Origin of the sequence: Pseudomonas sp. B14(2017), assembly GCF_002113255.1 — a bacterium.
Lineage (GTDB): Bacteria > Pseudomonadota > Gammaproteobacteria > Pseudomonadales > Pseudomonadaceae > Aquipseudomonas > Aquipseudomonas putida_Z.
On the sequence record NZ_NEJY01000007.1, the window covers coordinates 222885 to 243979 of the forward strand.

Sequence of the window (21095 nt, forward strand, 5' to 3'; positions counted from 1 at the left end):
GCTGGCAGCCCCGGTCAGTGGTGCGTGCTATCCACTGCGATGCTTTCGCCGGAAACCTCAAGGTATCTGGCGCTGCGGTTGGCGAGGGCATAGTGGATCAGCCCGCCCAGGCCCGCGCCGAAGAACCAGGAGAACTGCGACAGCGTTTCGAACGCCGGCACCAGCGCCAGCACGATGGCGATCAGCGACGCCGGGATGAAGGCCGCTACGGCGCGCAGGTTGACCCCGCCGCGATAGTGATAGGCGGCCTCGCTGCTTTCGCTATACAGCTCCGGCAGGTTCACCCGGCTGCGGCGAACCAGGTAATAGTCGGTGACGATGATTCCGTACAGTGGGCCGAGCAGGGCGCCCAGGCCGCCAAGGAAATACACGATCACGGACGGGCTGTTGTACAGGTGCCAGGGCAGGATCAGTACGGCGATGGCGGCGCTGAGCAAGCCGGCGCGGCGGAAGTTCAGCAGGTTCGGGGCCAGGTTGGTGAGTACGTAGGCCGGGGCGACGAAGTTGGCCATGATGTTCACCGCCACGGTGACGATCAGGAAGGCCAGGCAGGCCAGCACCAGGCCGGCGGTGTTCGGGATGGCTGCAACGATCTCGGTCGGGCCCTGCACCAGCTTGCCGTCGATGCTGAACTGCGCACCGGCGAGCACCACGGCGATCAGTGCGAAACCGAGCATGTTCACCGGCAGGCCCCAGAAGTTGCCCACGCTGATGGTACGCCGGTCCGGGCAGTTGCGGGTAAAGTCGCAGAAGTTGAGGATCATGGTGCCGTACAGCGAGACCCACAGCGCGGCGGCACCCAGCACCTTCAGCCACATCGTGGAGCCGGTCGGCGCGTTGCCGCTGGACCAGGAAATCGACAGGCCGCTGCGCCAGTACATCCAGCCCGCCAGGCCTGCGAAGGCGACCAGGATGATCGGCCCGGCGAAGGATTCGTAACGGCGCACCATCTCCATGCCATAGGCGAAGATCGCCACCTGCACGCACCAGATGCCGAGGAAGGTGATCCAGCCCAGGGTCGACAGGCCGAGGATCGAGTTCTGGTCGTAGGGCTTGAGGTCGGGAGCGATGGCGGTAAGCAGCACGCGCAGCACTACCGAAGCGAGGTAGGTCTGGATGCCGAACCAGGCGATGGCGATTACCGCGCGGATCAGTGCCGGGATCTGCGCACCATGGATGCCGAAGCTGATCCGGCACATGACGGGGTAGGGCAGGCCGGTCTTCTGCCCCATGTAGCCGGACAGGTTCATGAGGCCATAGATCACCAGTGCGCCGAGCGCGAAGGCTGCGAGGATCTGTGCGCCGCTCATGCCCAGGGCGAAGAGGCCGATGGCGAAGGAGTAGTTGGCGATGTTGTGCACATCGTTGGTCCACAGTGCAAACAGGCTGTAGCGGCCCCAGGTGCGATTTGCCGCGCGGGTCGGTGCAAGGTCGGCACTGTAAAGGCGCGGGCTCAACTCCAACTGAGTGGGCCCAGCCGTTTCGGCAGGGAGAACATCAAGCTGGCTGACACCGGAACGTGAAATTGACGCCATCGGGACTCCGTAACTATTGTGTACTTTTATTTTTGGTTTTGTATACAAACAAGATTCGTACCAACCCAGCGAGCAGTTGGAGTTGGCGGTTCTCGGGCTTTTGTATCCTCTTTATTGGTCGCCGTCACCTCTGGTGCGAGCCTGGAGATGGGAAATTTGTACACACATATTGTGCGCATGTGTTACTGGCTGCGCCAAATATGGATACTTGTTCGGCGCCGCTGCCGGGCATCGGCAGCGAACGCCGCCTGGTTCAGAACGCGTACACCAACGTGGCCGTGGCGCTACGTGGGCTGCCGTACCAGCCACGCGAGCCGATCGCCGTGTAGTAGGTCTTGTCAAACAGGTTGTCGAGGTTCAGCGAGACGCTGGTTTGCGGCGTGAAGGCATATTGCGCCATCAGGTTGACCACGCTGTAGGCACCCTGGGTGAAGGTCTCCTTGTTGGGGCCTGCGTTTTTCTCGTACTCCGATCCTTGCCAGCGCACACCGCCGCCCACTTTCAGTTGCGGCAGTGACTGCAGGCGGTAGCTGGTGAACAGTTTGAGGGTGTCGCGGGGCACCTCGGTGAGCAGGCGCTCGCCATCCGAGTTCTTGCTCACGGCATAGGTGTAGCTGGCCGATACTTGCCAGTCAGGCAGGATCTCGCCCGCCATTTCCATTTCGAAACCGCGGGTCTTGGTGCCGGACTCGGCCCGGTAGGCCTGGTTGCCGTCTGGCGCCTTGTTGGCACCGTCCTTCACGGCCAGGTTGTCCTGGTGCACTTCGAACACGCTGAGTGCAGCAGTCAGGCGCTTGTCCCAGAACTCGCTCTTCAGGCCCAGCTCGTAGTTCACGCCCTCCAACGGGTCGATGTAGCTGCCCGATGCAGTCTGTTTGTCTTGCGGGTTGAAGATGGTGGTGTAGCTGGCATAGGCCGACCAGTTGTTGTCGATGTCGTAAACCAGCCCGATGTAAGGGGTGACGACCCCGGTTTCGCTGCGCGAGGTGCGATCGGTTTCACCGCTCGCCAGTGTCTCGTGGGTTTCGTCACGTCGCCAGTCGATCACCCGAGCGCCGGTAATCAGCGACAGGTCATCGGCCAGGCTCCAGCGCACCGAAGCCACCAGGCCGTCCTGGGTTTCATCCAGCGCATCCTCCGTCGTCTTGTTGTAGATGGCGTCGGGTATTGGCAACGAGCCATCCCAGTCATGGATGTTGTCGATATCCTGATACGTCCACAGATCGTAGCCGTCGTTGCGGTAGTAGGCCCGGTAGTGGCTGAGCCCGACGTACGCCTGGTGCTCGCGCGACAGCACTTCGAACGGGCCCGTAGCCGACAGGTCGAACGAGGTCTGCCGAGGTTCGCCTGCCCAACGGCCAGTCCAGGTCTGGATGCCGCTGCCATCAGGTTTGACGGTGCCGCTGGCGGCGGTGGCAAATACGTCGTCATAGCTTCGGCGACTGTGCTCAGCATTGAATTTCAGGTGCCAGCCGTTGGCCAGGTCGTGATCCAGGGTGGTGAACAGGGTCTTGGTGCGACGCTTGTGGTAGCTCCAGTCCGAGGCCGAGTTGAACGAGCGGGAAGGGCTGAAGTGGCTGCCATCGGAGTTGAACATCGGGAAGCCGTGGTTACCGGCGCCGTCGTTGTCCATTTCCTGATATTCCGCCCCCACGGTCAGCATCGTGCTGTCGGTGATGTCCCATTCCAGCACCCCATAGCCCACCTGCCGTTCCAGGGACTGGCGGTCGACGTAGCTCTGGCTGTCGGTGTTCGAGGCCACGAGGCGCCCGCGTACATTGCCGCTTTCCGACAGCTTGCCAGACACGTCCAGCTCGGTGCGGTAGGTGTCCCACGAGCCTGCTTTCAGGGTCAGCTTGCGTTGCGTTTCAAAGGTCGGCTTCTTGCGGATCAGGTTGACGGTCGCACCGGGGTCACCGGTGCCGGACATCAGCCCCGTGGCCCCGCGTACCACCTCGATCCGGTCATACGACACCATGTCGGCAAGGTCATCGCGAAAGCCAAAGCTGTCAGGCCGGTTGAGCCCGTCGACCTGGATGGTGCCGACCTCGAAACCACGTACGTAGATATGATTGGCGTCGCTGCCGGCCGGCCCCATGCTGTCGACGACCACGCCTGGGGTTTGTTCCAGTACCTGGGCAACATCGTTCAGGTTCTGGTCTTCGATCTGCTGGCGGGTCACCACGCTGATCGACTGCGGTGTCTCGCGTGCCGAGAGGCGCAGCCCGGTTGCCGTATTGGCCGAACCTGTGGTGTAGCTGCCGGTGCCTTCGGTGGTGGCACCCAGCCCCACGCTGGAGACCGTCGTTGCAGCGAGTTCCATCGTGCCATCCTGGCTCGGGCGGGCCAACATGTAGTGCTTGTCTCCCGCTTGCAGCACCTGCAGGTCACTGCCTTGCAGCAGTTGCGCAAGGCCTTGCTCCAGCTCGTAACTGCCCTGCAGTCCCTCACTGCGCAGGCCAGCGATTTCTTCGTTGCTGACGCTGACAGTCACCCCGCTTGCCGTGGCGAACTGATTGATTGCGGCCCCCAGCAGCCCGGCCGGGATGCTGTAGCTGACAGGCACGGCCCAGGCATTGGCACTGGCCAGCAGCGAGCCCGAAAGGCTTGCTACCAGTGCGGCTTGGCGAATGCTGAAGGCGGGGGGAGAAAAACAGGCGGACATCCATTGGCTCCTTTCGATGGACTATGCGGGCGCAATGATGAGAAGCGTATTGATAATGATAAAGCTTCGCATAAAGGCGGCCGGATAGTTGTCCTTCCTCCTGCAGTTGTCAATCGGTGTGTTGTGTTTTTGCGGGTGGGGGCAAGCGATTACCCGGTGCTTGAAGCAGCACTTCATGCAGAAAGCCACTCGAGTAAATCAATCTGATTTACAATTGCGTCCCTTTTGCCGAGGCTGACGTTTCGTGGATGCCCTGTCGCTTGCCTATGAGCACCTGACCGATTGGGTGATCACGCCCGTTACCGACCAGTTTCTCGGCATTTTCAATTTGAACGGCCGTTTCGGGGCCTTGTTCCTTTGCATCTCCTATGGCGCAGCCTATGGTCTGTTCCGCTTCAGGAAGCGGCGCGGCCTGAGCGACGCCCAGTCGTTCTGGCAATTCATCGGTGGCGCCCGGGTACATCTGCATCCCTCGGCGCTGCTGGACTACCGCTACTACTTCGTGCGGGCCATCCTCAAGGTTGCGCTGGTGCTGCCCGTCGTCCATCTGGTCGACCCCTACATCCTGCGCTCCGGCGATTACCTGGCCTTTTTCAGCAACCTCTGGGGCGCGCGCCCGCGCCTGGGCGAGAACCTCGCACTGTCCCTGCTCTACGGGTTGGGGGTGTTCCTGCTCAAGGACTTCATCCATTACTGGGCGCACCGGGCCTTTCACTCCCGCTGGCTCTGGGCCTTTCACAAGGTCCATCATTCGGCGCCCGTGCTGGTGCCGGCGACGGCGAGCCGGGTGCATTTCGTGGAAAAGATCGTCGAGAAACTGAGCACCGGCATTTGCATCGGCTTCTACGCCGGATGCTTCTGGTACCTTTGCGGCGGTGAAGTCAGCCGCTACACCCTGTTCGGCGTGACCTACCTGGTGTTCATCTTCAACAGCCTGGCGGCCAACCTGCGGCATAGCCATGTCTGGCTGTCGTTCGGCCCGCAGCTGGAACATGTGTTGAACAGCCCGGCCCAGCACCAGATCCATCACAGTGACGCCCCGCGCCATTTCAACCGTAACTTCGGCACCAACCTGTCCCTCTGGGACTGGATGTTCGGCACGCTCTATGTCACCACATCAACGCCTGAAAGCATCCGCTTCGGCACCGGCGAGCAAGACCACCAGCGTTACCTGACGGTCTATAGCCTGATCGTCACGCCCTTTGTCGAAACAGGCCGCAAGGTCCTGGTGAAATGCCAGCGCAAGGCTGTGCTCGGCGCGTCCGGCAGGGCAGGCCGTTAGCTGATCCCGTGTTTGTTGCGAACAACTGACCGCTCAGGCGGGGAACTGGGCTATCCAGTGCCTGGCAATCTCTTCGCGCCGGCAGACCCACACCCCGTCGTGGCCTTGCACGTAATCGAGAAAGCGCGCCAGCGCCATCGCACGACCAGGATGGCCACTGATCCGCCCATGCAGGCCCACGCTCATCATCTTCGGGTGGTGCGCGCCCTCCTGCCACAACAGGTCGAAAGCATCCTTTAGCAGCCGGAAGAAGTCTTCACCGCAGGCGAAGCCATTGGGCAGCAGATAGCGGGCGTCGTTGTTGACCAGTGTGTACGGGATCACCAGGTGGGCGGGTGAGCCTGGGAGCCAATAGGGCAGATCATCGTTGTAGGCATCCGAGCTATAGAGAAACCCACCTTCCTCACGCAACAGGCGGCGGGTGTTCTGGCTGACCCTTCCTGTATACCAACCTACGGGGCGTTTACCGCAGATCTGCTCGATCACGTCGATGGTGAGGCGGATATGGCGCCGCTCCTGGTCTTCAGGCATGTCGCGATAATCCAGCCAACGGTAGCCATGCCCGGCAATCTCATGCCCGGCGGCGCATAGCGCATGGCCAATCGCCGGGGTCAGTTCCAGTGCTCGGCCAACGGCAAAGGCGGTCAGCGGCAGGCCCCTGGCGCCGAACAGCTCCAGAATGCGCCATACACCTGCGCGCGATCCGTATTCGTACATGCCCTCGACGCTCAGGTCCGGTTCCCCCACACGCGGCGGGCGGCCCGGTAGCTCATGAAGCCAGGCCTCCGACTGTGCGTCACCATTGAGCATGCATGACTCCGCACCCTCTTCGATGTTGAGTACGAACTGGACCGCAACGCGCGCCCCACCGGGCCATCGCGGGTGGGGTGGGTTGCCGCCATAACCGATCAGGTTGCGAGCGGACATCAGCCCAGCTCGAAGGTCGTGACGGCGAACACACGTTCGTGTGCGATCGCCGGAGGTGGGCCGAGGTACATGCGTGCGCAGCCGAAAACCTCGATCATGCCCTGTTGGCGCACAAGCGCCATGGCGGCGGGGTTATTCTCGGGGGCATCCAGAAACAGCGGGCAACCTTGCGCAAATTCTGCCAGGCGCGCGTAGAGGGCATTGGCTGCCAGGGCGTCATCGGCGAACAAGGGGCCGATCTTGTAGCCTTCCCGGCAGCGCCTTGCCACGCCATAGCCGCTAAGCCTGCCCTCGCGGCGGCAACCCACGGCAAGTGCATCGGCCTGGGCTATCCACCCGCTCAGGAAGGCTGCGCGCGCGGCAGGGAAGCAGGTGCGGTCGTAATCGACCACCTCATCGAACGGGAAGGTGGCCAACGGGACGATGTCCTGGTTGTCTACCTGCGAAGGTGCCGGGCGTTCGGTGGCCTTGGCACGAAAACGCATGTTGCGATGGGAGAAGACGAACCCACCCTTGGCGTAGTAGTCCTGCATTGCGAACACGCCATCCATGCCAATGCTCGCGCCTGGGCACAGGCGGGCGAGGAGTCGCTCGCGGCGTGCGTGCCAGAGGGTATTGCCCAGGCCTTGACCGCGATACTCAGGCCGGACGATGAAAAAACCCATGAAACCGAATTCGCCGTTGTAGGAAGTGATTGCACCGCCACCAATCAATTCGCCGCCCCGGGACGCTGCAATGAAGGCGGCAGGGTCCGTGGCCCAGAACAGCTCGGCATCGTGAACGCCGGGATTCCAACCCTCACGGGCAGCCCAATCGACGAGCTCGTCCAGTTCGGGACGGGTCATGTTGCGTATGACCAGCTGATTTGACACCGCGAAGTTCCCCCGGTCGATAACAGGGCGGATGGTCCATCGTTACTGTGAACCCTTTGGGTATAGCTTCAACACGAGTATTGATCCAGGCCGTTACGACACCTGCAGAACAGGCTCGTCGCCATTGAATGGTCCTGAGTGCCAGGGGTAGCTGTCGACCGATGCGGGTAAAAATCCTCAACCTATACTGACGCTTGAAAAGCGCCCGATATACGCATTGCAGGCCCTCCTTGCAGGGCAAGCGCATTGCCGTGAATTGCTCCAGCCCTGCCACTTTTAGGTGAGTCGTTGATCATGGATGAAGTCACTACCATGCCCGCGGATGATGTACCTGAACTTCAACCTGTGGTGCAGCGCAAGCTCGGACGCTGTCTGTTGCGTTTGCAACAATACGAACAGCTGCTGAAAGTCATAGTCGCGCATGCTGAGTTGAGCGGCCCTGTGGATCGGCTGCATACCATCCGTGAGCAAAAGATCGCAGGTACCAAGAAAAAAACCATGGGCATGTTGGTCGGGATGCTGGCCGACAGCTTTCTGGTCCAGTCGCCCCAAAATGAAGAGTCACATACGGAAGCCGATGCTGGTGACCAGATCGGGTTCAGCTATCGAAACCAGTTGGAAATGCCAATCGAGCACTATGAGGCAACGAAGGTGGCTACCAAGGCGTTGGTCGACCTGCGTAACAAGTTGGTTCACCTCTTCATTGAGAATTTCGATCTCTGGTCAGAGTCAGGCTGCCAGGCTGCGGATGGTTATCTTGAGGAAAGCTACCAGGCCATCAATCGGCATTGTTTGAACCTGCAATGTTGGGCCAGAACCATGGGCGAGGCACAAGTTAAATTGGCTTCGTTTATACAGAGCCAGGCATTTGCAGATGCGCTCGACGGCATACGGGAGGACGGCTCGGTCGATTGGCCTGGCAGTGGGATCTGCTCCTGTTTACGTGAGGCAGAAGCCAAGCTTGCCGAAGGTGGCTGGACTCGACTGGAAGCAGCGATCCGCTGGATTAGTGAAAGCGCTACGGTTGCAATCGCTGGAGGCATGTCCTGCACGAATCACGACAGTTCGAAATACGAAAATCCCAAGCTGATAATGAACGGACTACCGTTTGGTGTCGCAGCAAGGTCAGTTGAAAGGGCAGCTGGATCGTCACTCTATTTGTCGGCGCGCCTAGGGACTGCTTTTGGTCGTTAGTTACCTTCCGCCAAGGGCCGCTCTGGGGCGAAAGCGGTCATCCACGACCGGCAGCTATCGACCCAAAGCAGACACGAAAAAAACTGATGTCGTGAGTGCTATGCGCACTCTGTGGGAGCGGGCGTGCCCGCGAACACCGGCGCAGCCGGTGCCAGTCTTCGCGTTTGATTCTTCGCGGGCGCGCCCGCTCCTACAAAGATTGCTGTTCGGCTCACCGGCAGCAACGGGTCAAGAGCGGCCGTTCGTGAGTGACCGCTATTTACCCATTGCGGACGTTCAGATCCCCAAGCTCGGTTCATTCAACATGACGCATCCTTTAATCTTGAGAAGCCCCGCTTCGGGTCAGAACCAGACTCCAGCAACCGACCGACAGGGCACACGCTCATCACCGAATTGAATCGGTAACCTGAAGGCCCATAGCCGGCGAATTGCCCATGAACACTCGTAATGTATCCATCTGCGGTGCACTCAGGAAAAACGATGAGCCAGGCCGGGTTTCATAGCTTCCAGGCCAAGTCCCGCAGCGTGCCGCACCTGCTCATCGGTATCCTGTGTTGCTAGGCGTAGCGCCTCGAAGGCTCGAAGCGCGTCGTCGGGCAGCAGACCTCGGTTATTCAATCCACTCACAGCATGACGACGAATGACTACGTGGGGTGAAATCAAACCGTGCAAGGCTTCGCTGACATCGGCGGCGGTGGTATTGATCTGGCCGTAGACTTCTTCAAGTGTCTCTTCAACAGCAGCCCGAAGCTCAGGACGCTGATCGAGTAGACGCTTAACGGGTGTGTAGTTAAGCACCGGTGGCTGCACGCCCCGCCAGCGGAAACCGTCGAAGTTAGCGCAAATACCCGCGACAACGACGTCGGGCGTTTGCTGCATAAGCCAGTCGAAATCCTCAAGGTAACCCAAGGCTTTTGCACACCAGTTGCGGGTCGGCTGCTCGCAGGCCTCAATCGCCTGTCGACGCAGGGCCTGGATGACGGCCTCATCAGCCATGCCGGCCAGTCCGAGAATACGCGCGGCAGTGGTAGGCTGTTTATGCCCGTTTAGCTGCTCGATAAGCGCTGCCTGCGCGGGACGGCCGTTGGCAATTAGCCAACGCTCTGCGTCTTCCCCCGTAATACCATCCGAACAATGTAAGCGGCTGACGTAGAACGCGACCTGCTCGGCGAGCGGCAAGGCAGCGACACCGCGCAGGGTGTTTTCAATGGCCAGTTCGACAGGGAAATTATCCTCGAATTGCTGGCGGGTCATGCTGCGTTTGGCCAAGGGCATATAGCCAGCAAAGTCATGAAAAATCACCACGAAGCCAGGCGTCACACCAGGATGCTGACTGAAATGGCGGCCCAGCGACCTGGCGGCACGGCTAACGGTGACCAGCAAGCGTTGCTCAGCCGCTTGCCATTGGCGCGGGCCAAGCCGATTGGCGTGGGCTTGCAGTTCATCATCGAGCTGCGTGAACGGCTCACCAGCGCAGATTTCCCAATCCCAGCGCCAGTCCGCCGGGTTCCACTTCACCGAACTGAAGCTTTCATCTTCCTCGTCGGGGTAGTCTTCGCAGAGTGCTTGCAAGCTGTTTGCGGCAAAGCTGGGCAGTGACAGAACCGCCTCTTCTTCTCGGTAGCTCGCATGAAACGCTGCGGCGTACAAAGGGCTGCCCCTCTTATCGAGCAGCGTTTGCAATGTCTGTCTGGCGGCGTCGAACAGCGCCTGTTCCAGAGCCTTCCAATTCATCATTCAGTCCCTTGCTGACAAGTGAGTTCAGCCGAGCAGGTCGAGCATCCCCTCAAGGGTGCTTTCCAGACGGGCTAATTCAATGTGCGTTCCATCGCCACATTCAGCGATACGCAGCGCACAGTCAACGATCATCGTGAGCCCCAAAGGTACTCGATGGCCGGGGTATTTGCGCAGCTTGAGTTCGACCCGGGTCGGGCTTAGCCAGGTGATGAGATCTGCTGACCACAGAGGATCCTCGAAACCAAACACCACGTTTCCGTTTTGGGTATCTATGATTTGCGGCGGGAACAGCCAGTGCGAGTTGCCTGCTTCCCACGGGGTCGCCTGGACTTGGTAGCGACCGTCTGGAGACAAGGACAGTATTTCAATTTCGCTCATGCGCCGAACTTCGCCTCGTACCACAAGTGAACACGGGCCTGGTTGCGCACTTCCACGTTGACGCCCAGGTGCGCGCACGCCTGATGAACCCGGGCGATGACACGGTCCTCTGCCTCCCAGGACAAGTCGGCGTCGAAGTAGGCGATGTCATAGTCCTTGATGCCCCTCTCCGAAGGTAGCCCGGCGCGGTGGTTCCAGAATGTCTGGAACAGGGCGCCTGCCGTCAGCATGCAGTGGGGGATATCCAGCGCTGGCAGGACGGCCAGCAATGCCCGGTTTATCGGGTTCTCATGGATGATTGCCAGCACTTGTTCGTCAGTCAGTGAATGCATGGGTACCGTCCGTGGTGGTTGCATTGCGCTGGGCTGAGCTTACCTGAATGACGCTTCGATGATGTGTTTGTGGGACAGGTTCTGCCCTCGAACGGGCAGTCGAAAAAGGCCATGAAAGCGTTGGTTACATTGCTCTACGCCGTCCTGCGGTCGATGGGACCATAGTTCATGCGTGTTCCGGATCGCTGTCTTGAGCTGGCCGGGGTGCCATTGGTCGCCCGGGCTCGGCAAACGGTAGATTTGATTCGGGTTTTGTACGATGATTTTCGTATTGGCAGGGATGAGCTATGAAATTCGGCTTCAGGGAGGCCCAGCGAGCGGTGATAACGGCGCTTGAGTCAGGGGAGTATCAACACGTTTCACGCAGGGATATCGACGTAAAGAACCTGCTGGCTACAGGGGAAGTGTCAGCCGGCGAGGTTGCCGAAGTCGTTCGCTCATGCAGGGGTATTCATCACGCCAGCACCCCTCACCATGCCGTCGCAGCCATCGAGGTGCATGTGCTCAAACGGGATGGTTGGTACATAAAGTTCTTTTTCATCGAGCCAGACACCTGGTTCATCAGCGTTCACCAGTGAGTACCCAGATCATGAAGATCTTTTTCGAAGGCGACAGAGGAAATGCGCTTTGCGAGCATTGCCAGGCAGTGGTGCCCACGCACTATGCTCGCCGGGATGTGCCGTTTAGCGATGGCCAAGGTGTGGCCAAGGACATTCTGGTGGGCGTGTGCGCCCGTTGTGATGGTGTGGTCGCCATTCCATCGCAATCCACGCCGGCCATCCGCGAGGCGCGCAAGCAGCAGCTCAAGTCGATCGAGGCGCGTTTGCCGGCGGTCTATCTGGATGTGCTCGATGCGGCCATGCATGCGGTCAGTAATGAGGCGGGGGCAAATTTGCGCAAGTTGTTTCTTGCCCACTATTTCCAACAGTTGGTGCAGGCGCAGCAATGTGGGCAGTTGCATGCGGTGCATCAAACGTTCCTTCAGGCGCTGGATGAACAGCGAGAGCAGCGCGGGCTTGCGCGTTCCAATGTTACTCGGCGGTTGTCGATGAAGGTCAATCCGTACATGGCGGAGGACATGCTTGCGCTTCAGCAGCATACAGAGATGAACCAGACCGAATTGCTGAAGGCTGTGATCGCGCGTATTCAGGCGGATGTGCTGGAGAACCGGGATCAGGAGGTGATTCGAGCTTTGCAGCGACTGGCGCGGTTGGCGTTGTAGTGAGCATTTGAAAGAAGCACAGCGTACCGCCAAGCGCTGTGCTTCACACTCGGATCTTTGAGTCTTTTTAGAGAAACTCATATCAGTTCCTACAAGAACTAATCAGATTTTTCCCCTTCCTCGTAGTCCATTTCTGAATCATCCTTTTCAAGCCGTTTCACCATTGCGATGGAAACCTGAGCCCCCTAGTCTCGCCCTGTCGTTGCAAATTCAACGACCGGGTCTGCAAGCCTGGGGAAGTATCGAAAGCGTGCTCATCATCGAGCCGTTGGTCTGTGCCAATGGTTGTGCTTAATGGTGGCTGCGTACGGGTGACCTTCGGGTCAGCCGGGTTTTTCTCGATCTTCCCCGGTCTTGCAGGCCCGTACGCAGCCGCCACCCATTCTCTGCAAGGGATGGGGTGTGGTTTTCTCTCACGAAATCGAGATGTGACCATGCTCAAAATAGTCCCGGATCCCCCCATTTCCGACTCACCCCATCACTTGGAAGACACCCTGATCCAGGCCACGGAATACGTGCTCTGCGCCTTGTCCGTAGGCCATCACGCGATAGCCTCGCTCCCCAGATCTCCCGCCACGATCATGACCCTGGCGGTCATGCATGAAATGGAGGCTGTGCGCACGCTGCTGGAGTCGGCGATTGCGCAGGTGCAGCTTCGGGCCGGGCAGCCGGTGCATACATTGCACTGATGAGCTGATTTTCAAATTTTGCCAGCCTGGGCGGTGTGGTTTTCCTGCCAGGGACTGCAACCGGGAAATCGCACTGGCCGGCAGATTCAAAAGAGGGTTTCAGATGGACAAGGAATTGGATGACGACACCGGCACACTGGGCCTGACCGTAGGCGCGGCCACGTTCCTGGACGGTGTGCTGGACGGCAAGAAACTGTTCCGCGTAGAGGCGGGAAACTGCTGCGACCATGCCATCGAACAAGCGTCGGTCTTGATGGACTGCTCACGGCGAGCCTCGTTTATCGGGGTTATGGACAACGAACCGGTGCTGGTCTGGGCTTCGCACTTTCTCTGCGACATGGCCAAGGCGCTTATGGATGACGCGCATATGGGCATGCGCAAGAACCGCTGACCCAGCCAGGCGTCGAGAAGCCGGGGCAGGGTGGGCTTGGCACCCTGCCAGTATTGTCTGATTGTCATGCAGGGGTTAGGTTGCTGGGCTCTTTTCAAGGAAGATGACCGATGAAACGGACCCTGCCGCTGGTATTCGCCTGCGCGCTTTTCCCCCTGCAAGCCTGGTCGGCGCTGGAAGTCGGCCAGTTCAGCCTGGGCATGCCCAAGCCCCAGGCCTTGGCCATTCTGCAGCAGCAGTTCGGCGAAGTTGAGCATTTCACCGGCTATCACTACCAGGTGCCCACCGAGTTCTTTCAGGGGAGCAACCCGAAGGGCGATTTCAACCTGGGCGGTATTGCCATCACGCAAGTGAAGGCGTCGTTCAACGAGGCCGACCAGCTTCGCCAGGTGGAGGTGCGGCTGGCCAGCACCGACGAGGCCCGGGTCCAGCAACTGCTGCCGATGACCAGGCAGGCCAAGCCTGTGCCGAACAGCGGTGGCCGACTCGAGGCGTTTTCCGCGGACGGTGAGCTGGTGTACTGGGTGGCCAAGGACCGGGACTGGACGGTGGTGACCATCGCCGACAAGGCCAGCTCGGACCAGAACGTCAAGGCGCGGGCCAAGAGCGATGAGCGCTTTGCCCAGCTGAACCGCAAGTTCGACAAGCTGATCGAGACGGCCAAGCACTGATCGACAAAGCCGTGCAGCTTTGAAGCCTTGCGCAGGCCATGCATTCATGGAACTGCACAAAACTCATTGAAACTGTGTGCGGGCAAGCCCGCGAGGCAGGCGACGCGCTGGTTGGCACCGGCTGCGCCGGTGTTCGCGGGCGCGCCCGCTCCCACAGGTATGGCGCATTCCTTGGGCTGCCGGAGCACCCTGTGGGAGCGGGCATGCCCGCGAACACCGGCGTAGCCGGTGCCATGCACCGCGTTGGATTCTTCGCGGCTAAAGCCGCTCCCACAGGGTACGCGGACCGCTTGCGAATTCAGTTCTCTAAGCGACAGCGCAGCAGACGGCATAAGGCCAGAAACAACCCGCGTCGGTTTCAGGATGCGCCTGGTCGTTCGCACGCAACCCCCCGGCGCCACAAGTGCCATGCTTGCAGGATGCCTCGGACCAGTACGCGCAGACGTGCGGCCGCAGGCAAGGAGGCCGCTGGCACCACGCAACCGTGACGTGGCCGGCGCGCCGCAGCAGAACACGCCGGATACCTGCCCTTACAACAATTCAGGCAGGGTCCGTGATGCCGAGGTCCGCTGTATGCCTGATGAATTGCTCCACCTGCCTGTGATCCACCGCATTCTGGCCCGTGACAAGGATACCCCCGGCGCGCTGTTGCCGATCCTGCATGCCATCCAGCACGACATCGGCTACATCCCCGATGCCGCTGTCGCCGAAATTGCCCATGCCCTGAACCTCAGCCTGGCCGAGGTGCGTGGGGTGATCAGCTTCTACCACGATTTCCGCACCACGCCACCAGCGCGCCACACCCTGCGCCTGTGCCGCGCCGAGTCGTGCCAGAGCCGGGGCGCCGAGGCGCTGGCCGCGCAACTGCGCGAACAGCTGGCGCTGGACGACCACGGCACCAGCGCCGACGGCGCCATCAGCCTGCGCCCGGTGTACTGCCTGGGCGCCTGTGCCTGCTCGCCAGCGCTGGAACTGGACGGCCAGGTGCATGCGCGCCTTACCCCTGAGCGCCTGCGCGCGCTGGTCAACGCTTGCCGGGAGGACGCAGCATGCTGAAGCTGTACATCCCCTGCGATTCGGTAGCCCGTGCCGTGGGCGCCGACCAGGTCGCCGATGCCTTGCAACGTGAGGCCGAACGCCGCCAGCTGCCGCTGGACATCCAGCGCACCAGTTCCCGCGGGCTGTACTGGCTGGAGCCGCTGCTGGAGTGCGACAGCGCGCAAGGGCGCCTGGGTTTCGGCCCGGTCACCCCGGAAGACGTGCCGTCCTTGCTCGACGCCTTTACCGGTGAACCTGGTGGCCACTCGCTGGCCCTGGGGCCGGTCGAGGACATCCCTTACCTCAAGACCCAGCAGCGCCTGCTGTTCGCCCGCGCCGGCATCACCCGCCCATTGTCGCTGGACGACTACCGTGCCCATGGCGGTTTCGCCGGCCTTGAAACGGCCGTTGCCCTGGACGGTGCCGAGGTGGTAGCCGCCGTGCTCGATTCCGGCCTGCGCGGCCGCGGCGGTGCGGCGTTCCCGGCCGGCATCAAGTGGCGCACCGTGCGTGACGCCGGGGCCGGGCAGAAGTACGTGGTGTGCAACGCCGACGAGGGTGACTCCGGTACCTTCGCCGACCGCATGCTGATGGAAGGCGACCCGTTCCTGCTGATCGAAGGCATGATCATTGCCGGCCTCGCCGTGGGTGCCGACAAGGGCTACATCTATGTGCGCTCGGAATACCCCGACGCCATCCGCGTGCTCGACCAGGCCTTCGCCATCGCCCGTGACGCCGGCTATCTCGGCAGCGACGTGGCCGGCAGCGGCCAGGCCTTCGACCTGGAAGTGCGGGTCGGCGCCGGCGCCTATATCTGCGGCGAAGAAACCGCGCTGCTCGAATCAATCGAAGGCAAGCGCGGCATCGTCCGCGCCAAGCCTCCGCTACCCGCGCTGCAGGGCCTGTTCGGCCTGCCGACGCTGGTGCACAACGTGCTTACCCTGGCCTCGGTACCCATCATCATGGCCAAGGGCGCGGCGTTCTACCGCGACTTCGGCATGGGCCGCTCGCTGGGCACCATGCCGTTCCAGCTGGCCGGCAACATCCGCCAGGGCGGCCTGGTGGAACGCGCCTTCGGCCTGACCCTGCGCGAGCTGGTGGAAGGCTATGGCGGCGGCACGGCCAGCGGCCGGCCGCTGAAGGCCGCGCAGGTTGGTGGCCCGCTCGGTGCCTGGGTACCGCCCAGCCACTTCGACACGCCGCTGGACTATGAAGCCTTCGCCGCCATGGGCGCGATGCTCGGCCACGGTGGTGTGGTAGTGGCCGACGACACCCTGAACATGGCCAGCATGGCGCGCTTCGCCTTGCAGTTCTGTGCCGAGGAGTCCTGTGGCAAGTGCACCCCATGCCGCATCGGCTCGACCCGCGGCATGGAAGTGGTCGACCGCCTGATCGCCACCAGCGACCTGACCGAACGGCATGACCAGGCCCTGTTGCTGCGCGACCTGTGCGACACCATGCAATACGGCTCGCTGTGCGCCATGGGCGGCATGACCGCCTATCCGGTGGCCAGCGCGCTGAAGTACTTCCCCGCCGATTTCGGGCTGACCCACACGGAGGCCGCGCAGTGATCAATTTCTTCGACCCCGCTTCTGATAAAAGCAGCGACCTCGGCACCCCGGCCCGTGACAGCGAGGTACAGGTCAGCCTGAGCATCGATGGCCGTGCCATCACTGTGCCCGCCGGTACTTCGGTGATGCGTGCCGCGGCCATGCTCGGCACCAGCATTCCCAAACTGTGCGCCACCGACAGCCTCGAAGCCTTCGGCTCGTGCCGCATGTGCATGGTGGAAATCGAAGGCATGCGCGGCTACCCGGCCTCCTGCACCACCCCGGTCAGCGAAGGCATGGTGGTGCACACCGAAACCCCGCGCCTGGCCGGCCTGCGGCGCAACGTGATGGAGCTGTACATCTCCGACCACCCGCTGGACTGCCTGACCTGTTCGGCCAACGGCAACTGCGAGCTGCAGACCGTGGCCGGCCAGGTGGGCCTGCGCGAGGTGCGCTACGGCTACGACGGCGCCAACCACCTTGCCGAGAAAAAGGACGTATCCAACCCGTATTTCGACTACGAGCCGAGCAAGTGCATCGTCTGCAGCCGCTGTGTGCGCGCCTGCGAGGATATCCAGGGCACCTTCGCCCTGACCATCACCGGGCGCGGCTTCGAATCGCGAGTGGCGGCGGCGGGTGGTGAGAACTTCCTCGCCTCCGAGTGCGTGTCGTGTGGCGCCTGCGTGCAGGCCTGCCCGACCGCGACCCTGACCGAAAAGAGCCTGGTACAGCTGGGCCAACCCGAGCGTGCGGTCATCACCACCTGCGCCTATTGCGGCGTCGGCTGCTCGTTCCGCGCCGAAATGAAGGGCGACCAACTGGTGCGCATGGTCCCGGACAAGAACGGCGGCGCCAACCACGGCCACGCCTGCGTCAAGGGCCGCTTCGCCTGGGGCTACGCCACCCACCCGGACCGCATCACCAAGCCGATGATCCGCAAGCGCCTGGAAGACCCATGGCAGGAAGTCAGCTGGGACGAGGCGGTGACCTACGCCGCCAGCGAGTTCCGCCGCATCCAGCTGAAGTACGGTCGCGATTCCATCGGCGGCATCACCTCCAGCCGCTGCACCAACGAAGAAGCCTACCTGGTGCAGAAACTGGTGCGCACGGCGTTCGGCAACAACAACGTCGACACCTGCGCGCGGGTATGCCATTCACCCACAGGCTATGGCCTGAAGCAGACCCTGGGTGAGTCGGCTGGTACACAAAGCTTCGACTCGGTGATGCAGGCCGACGTGGTGCTGGTGATCGGCGCCAACCCCACCGACGCCCACCCGGTATTCGGCTCGCAGCTCAAGCGCCGCCTGCGCCAGGGTGCGCGGCTGATCGTGATCGACCCACGGCGCATCGACCTGGTCGACTCGCCGCACGCCCGCGCCGAGCTGCACCTGCAACTGCGCCCCGGTACCAACGTGGCCATGCTCAACGCCCTGGCCCATGTGATCGTCACCGAAGGCCTGCTGGCCCAGCGCTTCATCGATGCCCGCTGCGAAACCGAAGATTTCGCCCGCTGGCGCGACTTCGTCAGCCTGGCGGAAAACGCCCCCGAAGTGCTTGGCCCGGTCTGCGGCGTGCCTGCCGAGCAGATCCGCGCCGCCGCCCGGCTGTACGCCACCGGCGGCAACGCGGCGATCTACTACGGCCTGGGCGTGACCGAGCACAGCCAAGGCAGCACCGCGGTGATGGGCATCGCCAACCTGGCCATGGCCACCGGCAACATCGGCCGCGAAGGGGTAGGGGTGAACCCGCTGCGCGGGCAGAACAACGTGCAGGGCTCGTGCGACATGGGTTCGTTCCCTCACGAATTGCCCGGCTACCGGCACATTTCCAACGAGGGCGTGCGCGCCGAGTTCGAGCGTGCCTGGGGCGTGACCCTGCAGCCCGACCCGGGCCTGCGCATCCCCAACATGTTCGAAGCGGCGCTGGACGGCAGCTTCAAGGCCTTGTACTGCCAGGGCGAGGACATTGCCCAGAGCGACCCCAACACCCAGCACGTCACTGCGGCCCTGCTGGCCATGGAATGCGTGGTGGTGCAGGACATCTTCCTCAACGAAACAGCCAAGTTCGCCCATGTGTTCCTGCCGGGCAGCTCGTTCCTGGAGAAGGACGGCACCTTCACCAACGCCGAGCGGCGCATTTCGCGGGTGCGCAAGGTCATGGAGCCGCTGGCCGGCAAGGCCGACTGGGAGGCGACCGTGGCCCTGGCCAATGCCCTGGGCTACCCGATGAACTACCGCCACCCGTCCGAGATCATGGACGAGATCGCCCGCCTGACGCCCACCTTCCACCGCGTCAGCTACGCCGAGATCGACCGCCACGGCAGCCTGCAGTGGCCGTGCAACGACGCAGCACCCGATGGCACGCCGACCATGCACATCGACCAGTTCGTACGTGGCAAGGGGCGCTTCATGCTTACCGGCTACGTGCCCACCGAGGAGAAGGTCAACAACCGCTACCCGCTGCTGCTGACCACCGGGCGCATTCTCAGCCAGTACAACGTCGGCGCCCAGACCCGGCGTACCGGCAACGTCGCCTGGCATGACGCCGACCGCCTGGAAATCCACCCAACCGACGCCGAAAGCCGTGGCATCCAGGACGGTGACTGGGTCGGCATCGGCAGCCGCGCCGGGCAGACGGTGCTGCGCGCCAAGGTCAGTGCGCGGGTGGCGCCGGGGGTGGTGTACACCACGTTCCACTTCCCCGAGTCGGGGGCCAACGTGATTACCACCGACAACTCCGACTGGGCCACCAACTGCCCTGAGTACAAGGTGACGGCGGTGGAGGTGGTGAAAGTGTTCCAGCCGTCGCAGTGGCAGAAGCGCTACCAGGACTTCAGTGACGAGCAGCGGCGCTTGCTGAAGGAGCGCCGTATTGCGGAAAAAGCCGAGGTGCGCCGATGAGCAGTGAGAACCTGGTCAAGATGGCCAACCAGATTGCCCATTACTTCGACAGCGAGCCAGACCGGGCGCTGGCGGTGCAAGGGGTACGGCAGCATCTGCAGAGCTTCTGGACACCGGCGATGCGCCGGCAGCTGGCGCAATGGATCGAGGCAAATGCAGGGGAGGGGCTGGACCCGAAGGTGCAGGAAGCGTTGGCCTAGCGTTTGGTGTTGAATGGGGCTGCTATGCAGCCCATCGCCGGCAAGCCAGCTCCCACAGGTACTGCACATGACTTGAGGCCAATGCAGGGGAGGGGCTGGACCCGAAGGTGCAGGAAGCGTTGGCCTGGCGTTTGGTGTTGAATGGGGCTGCTGCGCAGCCCATCGCCGGCAAGCCAGCTCCCACAGGTACTGCACATGACTTGAGGCCAATGCAGGGGAGGGGCTGGACCCGAAGGTGCAGGAAGCGTTGGCCTGGCGTTTGGTGTTGAATGGGGCTGCTGCGCAGCCCATCGCCGGCAAGCCAGCTCCCACAGGTACTGCACATGACTTGAGGCCAATGCAGGGGAGGGGCTGGACCCGAAGGTGCAGGAAGCGTTGGCCTAGCGTTTGGTGTTGAATGGGGCTGCTATGCAGCCCATCGCCGGCAAGCCAGCTCCCACAGGTACTGCACATGACTTGAGGCCAATGCGGTTGATGTGGGAGCTGGCTTGCCGGCGATAGGGCCCTGACAGATTGACTCAGCCGCGGGCCAGTTCCGCCTGATGAGCAATTGCCTCCTCGCTCTTGAGCACCAGCACATCCCCTTCCAGCGAATCCAGCACCACCTCCGAGGTATTACCAATCAACGCCCCGGAAATCCCCGTGCGGCACACCGTGCCGATCACCGTTACCACGGCATCCAGCTTCTTCTCGGTATGCGGTATCAGCACATCCGCCGGCCCTTCGGCCACATGCAAGCGGTCTTCGCTGATGTCGTACTCTGCCTGGAATGCCTTGCACGCCTCGCGGTAGCGCTTTTCGATGGTCTCGCTCAGCTGGTACACCGGGTCCGACGCCGACAGCATCGGCGACGGATGGGCGCTGATGACGTGCAACTCACCCTTGGCCAGCGCAGCAATGTCATAGCCATGGTCGATGATGCTGGCATGCAGGCGTCGGTGGTCCTCGTCCTGGTTGCCCACGTCCACCGCAGCCAGGACCTTGCCGCCGGTCCACGGCCGCTCGCTCTTGACCATCAGCACGGCACACGGGCACTGGCGCAGCAGCTTCCAGTCGCTGGGGGTGAGCAGGGCCTTTTTCAGCGGGTTGTCCGGGCGGTGTTCCTTGATCACCAGCTCGCAGCCCTCGGCCTGCTGCACGTAGATGATGGTGTCGTGCAGGTTGTCGCGCCAGGCCTCTTCATGGGTGACGTTGTCGTACCCGTCATCATGCAACTGGCTGCTCAGCAGGCTCAGCAGCGCGCTGTGGTCATGTCTTTTGTCGCACATCAGCAGGTGCAGGCGCGCGCCGGTGACACCGGCGATCAGCTTGGCCCGGGTCAGCGCCCGGCTGTGGGCGTGCTCGGGGTCGAGGACGACGAGGATGCTGCGGACGGCTTGCATGGGCGTTAACTCCCTTCAAAGGTGGCGACCAATGCCTGACTATAGTCGGCGCTTCCCCCGCTGGCGCTTGATGTACATCAAGCATAGTCACTGGCGCCGCCCGCCGCCGCCGGTATAATCGCCGGCCCTG

Annotated in this window: 18 protein-coding genes and 1 pseudogene; 11 read left to right on the top strand and 8 right to left on the bottom strand. The window is 62.1% G+C overall.

Annotated elements, in window-relative coordinates; genetic code table 11:
• Positions 1-14: 14 nt before the first annotated feature.
• Positions 15-1535 carry an NCS1 family nucleobase:cation symporter-1 gene (locus CAG34_RS09465; protein ID WP_085589471.1) on the bottom strand — a complete coding sequence of 507 codons (1521 nt, stop codon included), beginning with the start codon at positions 1533-1535 and terminating at the stop codon, positions 15-17.
• Between the two features lie 253 nt (positions 1536-1788).
• Positions 1789-4200 carry a TonB-dependent receptor gene (locus tag CAG34_RS09470; RefSeq protein WP_085589473.1) on the bottom strand — a complete coding sequence of 804 codons (2412 nt, stop codon included), beginning with the start codon at positions 4198-4200 and terminating at the stop codon, positions 1789-1791.
• 244 nt (positions 4201-4444) lie between these two features.
• On the opposite strand from CAG34_RS09470, the gene CAG34_RS09475 reads away from it, so the two are divergent.
• Complete coding sequence (locus tag CAG34_RS09475; RefSeq protein WP_085589475.1) at positions 4445-5482, top strand: sterol desaturase family protein; 1038 nt, start codon at positions 4445-4447, stop codon at positions 5480-5482.
• A gap of 33 nt (positions 5483-5515) precedes the next feature.
• Here CAG34_RS09475 and puuE read toward each other — a convergent pair whose 3' ends face one another.
• On the bottom strand, positions 5516-6409 hold the full coding sequence (gene puuE / locus CAG34_RS09480) for an allantoinase PuuE (protein WP_061302810.1): 894 nt from the start codon (positions 6407-6409) through the stop codon (positions 5516-5518).
• Entirely contained in the window at positions 6409-7281 is an 873-nt protein-coding gene (locus CAG34_RS09485; RefSeq protein ID WP_085589478.1) for a GNAT family N-acetyltransferase, read from the bottom strand. The genes puuE and CAG34_RS09485 overlap by 1 nt, the downstream gene beginning before the upstream one ends.
• A gap of 294 nt (positions 7282-7575) precedes the next feature.
• Here CAG34_RS09485 and CAG34_RS09490 point away from each other — a divergent pair, with 294 nt between their 5' ends.
• Complete coding sequence (locus tag CAG34_RS09490) at positions 7576-8475, top strand: hypothetical protein (RefSeq protein ID WP_256573541.1); 900 nt, start codon at positions 7576-7578, stop codon at positions 8473-8475.
• Positions 8476-8943: 468 nt separating this feature from the next.
• Here the strand turns inward: CAG34_RS09490 and CAG34_RS09500 are convergent, their stop codons facing one another.
• The 3 genes and pseudogenes from CAG34_RS09500 to CAG34_RS09510 all read right to left on the bottom strand — a co-directional run.
• On the bottom strand, positions 8944-10212 hold the full coding sequence (locus CAG34_RS09500) for a DUF4303 domain-containing protein (RefSeq protein WP_085589485.1): 1269 nt from the start codon (positions 10210-10212) through the stop codon (positions 8944-8946).
• Positions 10213-10236: 24 nt separating this feature from the next.
• Positions 10237-10590, bottom strand: a complete 354-nt coding sequence (locus tag CAG34_RS09505) for a hypothetical protein (protein ID WP_085589488.1) — start codon at positions 10588-10590, stop codon at positions 10237-10239.
• Positions 10591-10592: 2 nt separating this feature from the next.
• A pseudogene (locus CAG34_RS09510) lies at positions 10593-10922 on the bottom strand (nucleotidyltransferase family protein); the annotation flags it as partial.
• A 287-nt stretch (positions 10923-11209) separates the two neighbouring features.
• Between CAG34_RS09510 and CAG34_RS09515 the strand changes: the two are divergent.
• The 9 genes from CAG34_RS09515 (at position 11210) to CAG34_RS09560 (ending at position 19583) form a co-directional block, all read left to right on the top strand.
• Positions 11210-11500, top strand: coding sequence for a hypothetical protein (locus CAG34_RS09515; RefSeq protein ID WP_085589490.1), 291 nt, complete (start codon positions 11210-11212; stop codon positions 11498-11500).
• Between the two features lie 11 nt (positions 11501-11511).
• Entirely contained in the window at positions 11512-12144 is a 633-nt protein-coding gene (locus CAG34_RS09520) for a hypothetical protein (protein ID WP_085589527.1), read from the top strand.
• 434 nt (positions 12145-12578) lie between these two features.
• Positions 12579-12833 carry a hypothetical protein gene (locus CAG34_RS09525; protein ID WP_085589492.1) on the top strand — a complete coding sequence of 85 codons (255 nt, stop codon included), beginning with the start codon at positions 12579-12581 and terminating at the stop codon, positions 12831-12833.
• 103 nt (positions 12834-12936) lie between these two features.
• Complete coding sequence (locus CAG34_RS09530) at positions 12937-13224, top strand: DUF3077 domain-containing protein (protein WP_039614149.1); 288 nt, start codon at positions 12937-12939, stop codon at positions 13222-13224.
• Positions 13225-13334: 110 nt separating this feature from the next.
• Complete coding sequence (locus CAG34_RS09535) at positions 13335-13895, top strand: hypothetical protein (RefSeq protein WP_085589494.1); 561 nt, start codon at positions 13335-13337, stop codon at positions 13893-13895.
• A 573-nt stretch (positions 13896-14468) separates the two neighbouring features.
• Positions 14469-14951 (top strand): formate dehydrogenase subunit gamma, encoded by a 483-nt coding sequence (locus CAG34_RS09545; RefSeq protein WP_015269625.1) that lies wholly within the window; start codon positions 14469-14471, stop codon positions 14949-14951.
• On the top strand, positions 14945-16504 hold the full coding sequence (locus tag CAG34_RS09550; protein ID WP_085589499.1) for an NADH-quinone oxidoreductase subunit NuoF: 1560 nt from the start codon (positions 14945-14947) through the stop codon (positions 16502-16504). The genes CAG34_RS09545 and CAG34_RS09550 overlap by 7 nt, the downstream gene beginning before the upstream one ends.
• The gene (fdhF, locus tag CAG34_RS09555) at positions 16501-19383 is read left to right on the top strand and encodes a formate dehydrogenase subunit alpha (RefSeq protein WP_025338352.1); all 2883 of its coding nucleotides are present in this window, start codon (positions 16501-16503) and stop codon (positions 19381-19383) included. The genes CAG34_RS09550 and fdhF overlap by 4 nt, the downstream gene beginning before the upstream one ends.
• Positions 19380-19583, top strand: coding sequence for a formate dehydrogenase subunit delta (locus tag CAG34_RS09560; protein ID WP_015269628.1), 204 nt, complete (start codon positions 19380-19382; stop codon positions 19581-19583). Before fdhF ends, CAG34_RS09560 begins: the two co-directional genes overlap by 4 nt.
• Positions 19584-20101: 518 nt before the next feature.
• On the opposite strand, the gene CAG34_RS09565 is transcribed toward CAG34_RS09560, so the two are convergent.
• Positions 20102-20965: a universal stress protein gene (locus CAG34_RS09565; protein WP_085589502.1), complete on the bottom strand. Its 864-nt coding sequence runs from the start codon at positions 20963-20965 to the stop codon at positions 20102-20104.
• Between the last annotated feature and the right edge of the window lie 130 nt (positions 20966-21095).